Origin of the sequence: Caballeronia udeis (genome assembly GCF_001544555.2) — a bacterium.
GTDB lineage: Bacteria > Pseudomonadota > Gammaproteobacteria > Burkholderiales > Burkholderiaceae > Caballeronia > Caballeronia udeis.
In genome coordinates this window covers 24,914-34,472 of the sequence record NZ_FCOK02000095.1, presented here as the reverse complement: position 1 = coordinate 34,472, position 9,559 = coordinate 24,914, and the positions used below count along the sequence as shown (strand labels likewise).

Genomic DNA, 9,559 nt, shown 5'->3' with positions numbered 1-9,559 from the left:
CGTAGCGTCATCCATCCTGGCCATCCATCGAGTCTCCCTTCAGCGTGATGACCGTATAACGCGCCAGCAGAGAATCGGTTGTCATGGATTTAGTAAACCTCAATAAAGCACCGAGCCTGAAGTGCTGAAGCACTGAGCCGCGCGAACGCATCGACGTCCGCGCGTCTCCATTTCAGCCACTCAGAGCTTCGCCACTGCGTTTATTTCGCCGTGTTCGATCAGGTCCGGCAGTGTTTTGCCCAGCGCCCGGATGTGCGGCGTCTGATTGTGTTGCGCCAGCGCCGCCTCGCTCAGCCAGCGCTCAAAGAATACAAAGCGGCGCGGCTCCTTGATGTCGCGATGCAGGTCGTACTGGAGCGCCCCGGGTTCTTTGAGGGTCGGCGCCACGATACCCTGCAGCGCTTCCTTCAGCTTGTCTTCGTGTCCCGGCTTGGCGACGAATGTTGCGACCACGGCGATTTCCGTCATGACTTGACTCCAGATTAAAGAATCAAGCATAGCGTCGACGCCGCACGCTCGCTGAAACGGCTTTTGCGTGCGCACAGAAAAAAGCCCGCGTTCCCTTGGGGAGCGCGGGCAAAAGCCGTCGCCCTACGAGGATAGGCGACGGGGCCATCGAGATCCGCTTGGCCAGCGGACCGCAATTCGTGAAAGAAAATTGGTGACGTATGGTGGCGGTGAAGCAGGACGCCGCTTCGCCGCGGGCGCCATGCAGATTGCATGCCACAGTTGCAATGTAATCCCTATGCAGTTGATTCCTATAAGCTTTCCCGCACATAAAAAAGTAGAAACAGCGCGCGAACCCAACAATGTAACTACTTGCTAACGTGCCGCCGACATCATGAAAGGATTGCTTCCTTCCCCGCAGTCCTTCGCAAGAAGCGTAACGCGGAGACACCGGTCATTCACGCGTGTTACCGCGCATTTCAATACAAAAGTTTAATCAAATGCTTCAAGTAATCTTCTGCGCATAAAAAAACCCGCCTGAACTTCAGGCGGGTTGGTCATATTGCAAGCTGTCTTTCAGTGACATTCAGCTTACTGATTCAGTCTCCCGGATCCGCTTGCCGAAGGCCGCCATGCGCGTTAGCGCAACTGGTCGTCGAGCAAGCCCATGATCTGGCGAGCTTGCGGCGAGGAGTCGACGTTGCCCTTGCTGTCGATGATCGACACACGCGTCTGCGTCTCCGTCAACGCGCGCACGTTGATTTCGTAGTTCTTCGCAAGCTTCTCTTTCTTGCCATGGAAGACCTGGTTCCAGAAGCCCTGCTCCGCTGACGTCAAGTCCTTCGGGTCGACATACCGGACGAAATAAATGCCACGGCCACGATCGCGGTCGTCGACGGTGAAGTTCGTACGGTCCAGCGCCAAACCCACTCGCAGCCAGGCGCGATCGTAGGGCTCAGGGAGGTTGATCTCGACCGAATTGGCCTCTGGCACCACGTCTTCCTGGATTGGCGTCTGTGCCGCAAGGGCGACGTTTTGTGCAGCCCGCTGTGCTGAAGTAGCGGACGACGGCGAGCTTGCCGCCGCGGCAGCAGCCATGGCAGCGTCGGTCGCGCCGGTCTGGCCGCTAGCCTGACGAGCATCAGCCAGCGCGAGGTTCGCCATCAAGCGTTTCAGGTATTCGCCTTCCAGCGCCGGGTCGTTCGGCTTGGCCTGCCACTGGCTTTGTTCGTTATTGGTTCCCGTCAGCGCTTCGCGCATGCCCTTCTGGCTGATGAACACATACGTACCGCCGTTCGGCGCGGCCTCGAGCCGGGTGCGGTATTTGTTGCGCTCAGCGGCAACGTACGAGTTGCCTGTTGCCATCGTAAGCGTGTTGCGAATCAGCCCGTCCGAGATCTGCGGGTGTGTTTCGTTCCAGTCGGTTTCCATGACGCCCTTGTCACGCGCGTCCACGACAAGCAGAAAACCCTGTTCCTGCCAGAAACGACGAATCTGCGGCCAGACCTGATCTGGCGCTTTGGTGTCGATAACCAGCCAGCGCTCCGTTCCGTCACGCTGAATATGCATGCCTGACACGGGCGGGATGACCGTGGGCGCGTTCGGCGCGGCCTTCTGCACTTGCTGGAGGTCCGAAAGCGAAGCCTGCCCGCCCTGAGGCGGTAACGACCGCTGATCCCCCGTTTCGTCGAGCAGATTGGGCGGGACTGCGAGAGATGCCTGTTTTGACCGGGAATCGCTCTTGTAATTGATTGCATCGGGAGACGACGTACCGCATCCGGCAACAAGGCCTCCCACCATCAAGAGGGCTGCGACCTTCAAAGCCGGCTTGTTCACACGAAAATCTGTCATGTTTGGGAAATCCTTCCGCTACGCCACGGCGTTTTCCGTGGATCAACCAAGCATTTTACCGGTCCAGCGCGTCGCCGTGCAAAAACAGTGCCCCCGACGCTGTAAGGCCCCGATAACACGGGACGCGCGGCGTGCGCCCCGGCATGTCTTCCCTGCCCGGGAATTTGCATCGAAATCGTGTTACCGGGACACCGGCCGAGACGTTTCAGCGCGCTTTCGAACATCCGTTTCCGCAACCCGTCCTGCTTTCGTTTCTCGTCCGCCAAAAAGCAATCCCCATCTCACAAATCCCCCAATAGACCATCGCGAAGACAATTTGTGACATTCGATCTTGCTTCGTCCTAGTCCTATTTTCATGATCAACACTTTGTTTAATAAGCACTTTTAACTAATTTTTGAGATGTTTTAAAAGACCCTACGAGACTATTCCTAACTCGATTTTTCAACGCATCGCCATCCTAAAATTAGTTCTCGATAACAAGAACGGCCAAGAGAACGGAGTAACGCCATGCCTCATGTCAAGTCCCTCACCCCTCTTCGCGCAATGGCTGCCGCACTGGTGATCGCGGCAAGCGGACCGGCACACGCACAACTTGGAGCCACCGTCGTGATCGCTGCAACGGGAATAGCGAGTTCGTCGAACCTGGCAGACGCCGCTGCTTCCGTGTTGCATCAAGCCACGAACAACGCTGTGCGCTGGCAGGAATCGGCCGATGCCAACCAGATTCGCGTGCGTCAGTACGTGTCGTCATCGGGGCAGGTCTACGCCGTTAGCTGGGATGGGCCGGCCATGCCCGATGTCGCTGTCCTGCTCGGCACCTGGTTCGATCGATATCGGCAAGAAGCGAGCGCGGCGTTGCCCAACGCGAGCGGGCTGCACTCATCGCGCGTGAGCAGCAGCGATCTCATGGTGGAAACGGCGGTGCGCCTGCGCGATTTCAGCGGCCGCGCGTGGCTCCCCAACGCGTTGCCGGCTGGCGTGACAGCAGCAGACATTGAATAGGAACGATCATGAGAAACCTGACTTGCGTACTCTTCACGGCGATCGTTGCCGTTAGCGCCACGTTGTCCGGCTGCGGCGGCGGAGGTGGCAGTAACGATTCGACCAGCGCGGCTGCAGCCCCCGCTGCGAGTTCCCCGGCTGCAGCGAGCGCCCCGCTGGCAGCGAGCGGAGCGCCTGCTGCCAGCACGCCCGTTGCCACAGCGCCCGCGCAACCTGCCGCACCTGCGAGCGCGCCGGCCAATACGGTCACTCAGTCGACCACGCCGAACGTACTACCCATCACCGTTGCGCGAATCGCGACCGGTACGCCCAACATGCTGCAAACCAGCGTGACGATCTGCGTGCCGGGAACAAGCACGTGCCAGACGATCGACAATATCCAGGTGGATACGGGATCGCAGGGATTGCGCATCCTTGCTTCCGCGCTCGCGCCAACTTTGGCGCTGCCCTCCGCGTCGGTCAGCACCGGTTCGGCCGCAGCAAGCTGCACCGTATTCGGCTCGGGTTACACATGGGGTTCGGTGCGTACTGCAGACGTACATCTGGCCGGCGAGGTGGCAGCGGCGACTTCGATCCAGGTCATCGCGGATCCAGCTATTCCGGCCGTGCCCACGGACTGCAGTAACTCGGGCCTGCCCATGCTGACCGCTACGGCGCTGCGAAGCAACGGTATTCTCGGCGTAGGTCCGTTCAGCGCCGACTGCGGCAGCGGCTGCGCTGCGACCGCGTTGCCGCGCTGGTACTACCGTTGCGCGTCGGGTGCGTGCGTAGCCGCTACGCTGCCGGTTGCACAGCAGGTGACCAATCCGGTGAGCCGGTTCGCCACCGACAACAACGGCATTGTCATCGATCTTCCCGCGGTCGCAGCCGCCGGTGCGGCGAGTGTCACCGGCACCATGACGTTCGGAATTGGCTCACAGTCGAACAATCTGCTTGGCAACGCCCAGGTCCTCGCAAGTAACTCAATGACAGGGTTTGTTTCCACCACTTTTCAAGGAAAAACCTACAGCACGAGTTTCATCGATAGCGGGTCCAACGGCCTGTTCTTCGCACTGAGCTCCACCCCGATGTGCGGCTCGTGGTTCTGTCCAACCTCCGTGCAAAGCCTGGCTGCAACCGTTGCCGGCATCAATGGGGCAACGAGCAACGTGACGTTCACCATGGGCAACGCGACGTCCCTGTTCGGAAGCGGCAATAACGCGTTCAGCAATCTGGCGGGTTCCGCAAGCAACTACTTCGACTGGGGCCTGCCCTTCTTCTTCGGGAGACGCGTCTTTACCGCGCTCGAAGCAAGTGCGACACCCGCGGGCAATGGTCCCTACTATGCGTTCTAGACCCTGAGCAAGTGCCGCGGCTGCTCCTGACAGCCGAGCCGCCACGGCATGTGTCCAAGGCTTCGTCACGATCCGTGTGCGATCGAATTCTCCGGGTTCCGGGTGCTCGCGAGCGTGCATGGTGTGCTGCCGCGAATAGTACTGTTTGCCTTTCGCGCAAGGCCCGTCCGCGTTCTCCGAAAATACCTCATGAAGCTAACCGTTTGGGAGATGCCCACGTGCATGATTGAATGGGCGTCTTCTTTACCCCTGATCTTCCTTGTGTGAAAAGCGCAACTCGACACGCCTGTCGTTTGCCAGACAAGCCACCAGCGCACGTCGATCCCGCATCCGGCAATCAGTTCCCGGCGATGCCCGGCCATAACCTCGTGCCTCCATCGCAGCCGTCACGCCCCCTGATGCCAGATAGCGCCGAACAGTCTCTGCACGCTCATGCGAAAGCCGCCGGTTATAGGCCTCACTGCCTAAGCGGTCAGTGAACCCCGACACGGTAATCGACGACAGAGCGCCGTCGCGCTTCACGTCCGCGATCAGCACGTCGAGCCTCTCACGACCCTCCGATGTGATTGATTCGACGCTGCTGCCGTTGAATGCGAACAATGCGTCCACAGGTAACGCAACCAGCTCGGGCACCAGGTTGGCCGAGCTAAAGCCCTCCTGCGGAACCACGCAGCCGTCAAGACTCTGCCGTGCTTCACCGAGTGTTGACTCCACCCTGTCGACCTTGATTTTCGCCTTGGCAAACTGGCGGGTCCAAGCATCATGGCCCGCATGCATCAAATTGACTTCGGCGCAGGCTGTCTGCTTTTGTGCCTGCGGGCAATAGATAAACCGCGGATCGGCAATCAACGCCCGCAGGCTCGTCTCCAGGTCCGGACGCAACACCGTGACCGTCCGCAACGAGGGGTTATCGGCCGACAACGGCTGTGTCCCTTCGAGTCCGGCGGTCAGGTGCGCAGCCTCGCCGATCGACTCCTCTACAAATCCCCAACGATCTCCTGCATCGATCTCGCTTTTTGCAACGTCGATCCAGCATTGGTTTTTGTAGCCGAAATAGTTGTCCTTGCGTTGATCCAGTTGGTCGAGCCGTGCTTGCAGCAGTGCCAGCACCTCACGAGGTTTTTCAATTTGTCCATATACGTTGGTCCAAGACTCCATAGCCGCACCCGCTTGCGTACTTTGCTGCGTGCCGAACCCTGTTTGCAGAACGGTTGGGTCCTGGATGTCCAGGCTGTCACGCAGCCCCGTGTTGGCGCAGCCCGCCAGTGCATAGATGCAGGCTGCGACGAGGATAATGTTTTTCATGGTTCGACCCGGTGACATCCACGGCGCGTTGAGCTCCGTGGACTTGCTGTGCGTACCACCCGTCGCGGCGGCAATGTTCAGTTTGCTACGCAGGTCAACTGCCGAACACGTAACCCACGCCCGCACGCACGATGGTGCTGTTGCCACCCGACGACGACACCCCCCCGTTGAAGTTGATATTGCCCTTGTCATTCCAGCGCGAAACGCCAATACCCATTGCCGCCTGCCCGCGATAAGCCGCGACGCCGGCATTCAGCGTCGTTCGTCCCGGAAGATAGGGCGTCACGACGTTGAGCGCCGACGCAGACGCAATCCCCTTGCGCGTGTTGCGGTCGAGGTCGCGAATTTGCTGGTCGGTATTGTTGAAGCGCTGATCGGTATAGCTGTTGGCCTGACTGAGCGTGGAACTGGCCGACTGGTTTAATTGGCTCAGGTTGACGGCGTCCGTTGCCGATGTACCGGCCGCGACGTTGGTGATCTGCCGCTCACTGCCCACCGCGCCCACCGATACCGACAACGCGCGATCTGCCAGCGAGCCCGCCCCCAGCGCCACAGAATTCGCAGCGCTGGCCGTGGCGTTTGCACCCATTGCAACGGCATGCGTGCCGCTCGCAGTCGCTGCTTCCGTTGATGCATCCCCGGCCGCGTTATAGAGCGCGCTGCTTGAGGTCACAACGTTGGTGACATGGTTCACCATGTCGTTCAATTGACCGAGGTTAACCGCATCGGTAACGAGCTTACCGGCTGCTACGTTATGAATTGCCGTGCCACCAGCAACACCCTGCCCTAACGTAACGTTAGCGAAGTCGGTCGCGCCGGTAGCGTCCTTGTCATAAACGAGTGCGGTGGCTACCTTGCCTGTCTGGTCGACCAGACCCGAGCTCTTCAGTTGCCCACGTTGACCGCGTCGGTATCCGCCGTGCCCGCCTTGACGTTGACAATCTGCCGCTCACTGCCCGTTGCACCTACCGATACGCTATTCGCACGATCGGCCACCGAATTCGCTCCAAGCGCAACCGTATTGGCGGCAACTGCCTGCGCGTTGCCACCGATTGCGGTGGCGTTGAGGCCGTTGGCGGTTGCTGCGGGAAGCGTTGTATTGGAGACGAAATATTTGAGCGCGGCGCCATTCTGCAGGTTGTCGACCAGTTGTGCCGTCTGGAACAACTGGTCGCCGTTGACCGCGTCCGTGCTGCCTGCCTTCACATTCCCGGCAGCAACGTTGCGCAACGCCACCGGCGCCGCCGCACCCGCCCCGCCGAGCGTCACGCCGCTTCGATTGATCGTGCCGTCAGCTTTCGTGTCGTACGTAATAGCGGCAAGCGGATTGCCAGTTGAATCGATCAACCCGGCGCCCTTCAGTTGAGCCACGTTCACCGCGTCCTGATCCGCTACGCCCGCCTTCAGGTTAGACACGGTCGTGCCGCTGGCTCCGCCCAGCGCAACGTTCGATTTGCTTTCGTCGGTGTACGTCAGTTTCAACGGTTCCGCACGTGTCAGCATGGTCAGCGACGTCGCCACGTCCCGTACGTCTGAATTGGTCGCGTTCAGTTGGGCTCCGTTGACCGCGTCGTTGCTTTGCGCGTTCAACGCGCCCGCCTTGAGGTTGGTGAGCGTCACCGCTGGCGCGCCCGCCTGTCCCCCGAGCGTAATCGAGCGCTTGTCCGCGGTGTCATAGGCGACCAACCCCTTGGTTTTCTCGCCCAGCGCGTTGAGTTGGCTCATGCTGACCGCGTCCGTGGTGTCCACGCCCGGCGCCACGTGCACGATCCGTCGCTCCGCTCCAAGGGCACCCACCGATACCACGTTGTCCAACAAACCGTCGCTGTTCGCGCCGAGCACGACGCTGTTCTTTCCTTTCGCCGTTACGTTGCTGCCCAGTACGAACGAACCCGCGCCAAACGCTGCGTTGCCGTTTCCGATCACGTAGGTTCCCGCTCCGCCCACGACGTTATTCTTGCCGATAGCTCCTGCGCCAGCAGCATGAACCGTCGTAGAAGAGCCTATTGCAAGTGAGTCCGTGGCATCCGTATCGACCATCGTGCGCCAGCCCATGGCGAGACCGTGGTCCGAATACGCACTCGTGCGCACGCCAAGCGCGGTGGATTCACTACCCGATGCCGACACCCCGGCTCCAAGCGCCACCGATCCTGATTCCGCGCCGGCGTACGAGCCTGCCGCGACTGAATAATCCCCGCTTGCGTGGGTGTTCACGCCAACCGCAACCGCATTCGTGCCCGCCGCTGAGGTGGCGACCAGGCTGTCAACAGGTCCGGACACGATCAACTGATCCGGTGTAAGGCCAGGCCCGGACGAAGCACCAGCCGCCAGCCGGCGTGTGCCTTCATTGCTCGATCCAGTGACGGACGGCGCGACAACGCTCAATGCTTCGCTTACTTGCGACTTGTAGATCTGCACGCGTTCCTTTGAACCATTCGCCAGGTTGTCGACAAGTGCAGCGCTCGACGCCTGCGACACGCCCATCAAAGAGACTGGAGCGAGCGCGACCCATAGTGCAGCGCCCATTCGCGATCGCCGGCTGGAACACATGGTCCTTGAACGACCGTGCGAGTCAGCGTCACGCAAACCAACGGACACTTCGTTTTGCTTCTTCAACACCACGCGCTGCTTCTTGTTCATTGCTTGTGCTCACTCAGGTCTCAGACGCGCGGAGGCGTCCTCGGAATCATTGGCATCGGTCCGGATGATCGATCAATCCGAACCGATGACTTGAGCGTGCACAGGAATGCACACAGCCTCCGAATTGCTTCGGGAGCCGGCAGACGGTCATCAATGTGGTTCCTGTCGGGCAGAAAGCCGATAGCACGCTCGTGTGCCACTGTGACAGGTCAAGATAAATTTCCCCTATCAGTAAACTCTTAAAACGATGAGGGATAGGCCATTCGACAGAAGTTTCGAGCCTTTATTGCGCACTATTCGTGTTTATTTGACAGCAATAGCAAAGACGGGATGTCCCGGGAGGCATCGCACGTGTATCCTGATCAAGCTAAATCAAAGAGAACTGAACCATCGAGCACGTGTTCAGACAAGCAACACGCGAAAAACCAAAACCCACTGCCCCAAATGCAAAGACGGCGGTGTGGCTCACCACCACGCCGCCGCCCTGATCGAACAACATCCAACCAACATCGGATAAACCGCCGCCTACATTGAGCGCATGGCCTGCAGTGCAGCCCTGCTCCTTATTTCGCTTAACGGTCAGGACGAGCGCTATGCCGCGCGATCGTCCTCATCGAAGATTTTTTGCGCCAGATGGAATGCCGAATTTGCCGCCGGCACACCGCAGTAAATGGCGGTCTGCAGCAGCACTTCCTTGATTTCCTCACGCGTGACGCCATTGTTTTTCGCCGCCCGCAAATGCAGCGCGAGTTCTTCGCTACGGTTGAGGGCGACCATCATCGAAATGGTTAAAAGGCTGCGCGTGTGGCGCGGCAGGCCGGGGCGGGTCCAGATATCGCCCCATGCGTAGCGCGTGATCAGGTTCTGGAATTCGGTCGTGAGATCCGTGCGGTTCGCGAGCGAGCGCGTGACGTGCGCATCGCCAAGCACTTGGCGACGCACGTTCAAACCCGCTTCGTAACGTTCGTCTTCGGTCATG

At 59.7% G+C, this 9,559-nt stretch carries 7 protein-coding genes and 1 pseudogene; 2 read left to right on the top strand and 6 right to left on the bottom strand.

The features are described 5' to 3' along the window. Nucleotides 1–180: 180 nt before the first annotated feature. The gene (locus AWB69_RS39655) at nucleotides 181–468 is read right to left on the bottom strand and encodes a putative quinol monooxygenase (RefSeq protein ID WP_062092240.1); all 288 of its coding nucleotides are present in this window, start codon (nucleotides 466–468) and stop codon (nucleotides 181–183) included. Between the two features lie 618 nt (nucleotides 469–1,086). Beyond that, the gene (gene bamC / locus AWB69_RS39650) at nucleotides 1,087–2,298 is read right to left on the bottom strand and encodes an outer membrane protein assembly factor BamC (protein ID WP_062092239.1); all 1,212 of its coding nucleotides are present in this window, start codon (nucleotides 2,296–2,298) and stop codon (nucleotides 1,087–1,089) included. A 508-nt stretch (nucleotides 2,299–2,806) separates the two neighbouring features. Here bamC and AWB69_RS39645 point away from each other — a divergent pair. After that, nucleotides 2,807–3,301, top strand: coding sequence for a DUF2844 domain-containing protein (locus AWB69_RS39645; protein WP_062092238.1), 495 nt, complete (start codon nucleotides 2,807–2,809; stop codon nucleotides 3,299–3,301). 8 nt (nucleotides 3,302–3,309) lie between these two features. Further along, on the top strand, nucleotides 3,310–4,635 hold the full coding sequence (locus AWB69_RS39640; RefSeq protein WP_062092237.1) for a DUF3443 domain-containing protein: 1,326 nt from the start codon (nucleotides 3,310–3,312) through the stop codon (nucleotides 4,633–4,635). A gap of 243 nt (nucleotides 4,636–4,878) precedes the next feature. On the opposite strand, the gene AWB69_RS39635 is transcribed toward AWB69_RS39640, so the two are convergent. From AWB69_RS39635 to pcaC, 4 genes and pseudogenes are all read right to left on the bottom strand, one after another. After that, on the bottom strand, nucleotides 4,879–5,940 hold the full coding sequence (locus AWB69_RS39635) for an OmpA family protein (protein WP_062092236.1): 1,062 nt from the start codon (nucleotides 5,938–5,940) through the stop codon (nucleotides 4,879–4,881). Nucleotides 5,941–6,034: 94 nt separating this feature from the next. Further along, nucleotides 6,035–6,706 (bottom strand): annotated as a pseudogene (locus tag AWB69_RS49985) (YadA family autotransporter adhesin); the annotation flags it as partial. 119 nt (nucleotides 6,707–6,825) lie between these two features. Next, on the bottom strand, nucleotides 6,826–8,580 hold the full coding sequence (locus AWB69_RS49970; protein WP_062092234.1) for a YadA family autotransporter adhesin: 1,755 nt from the start codon (nucleotides 8,578–8,580) through the stop codon (nucleotides 6,826–6,828). A 591-nt stretch (nucleotides 8,581–9,171) separates the two neighbouring features. Beyond that, nucleotides 9,172–9,558, bottom strand: a complete 387-nt coding sequence (gene pcaC, locus AWB69_RS39620; protein WP_062092233.1) for a 4-carboxymuconolactone decarboxylase — start codon at nucleotides 9,556–9,558, stop codon at nucleotides 9,172–9,174. Nucleotide 9,559: the final 1 nt, after the last annotated feature.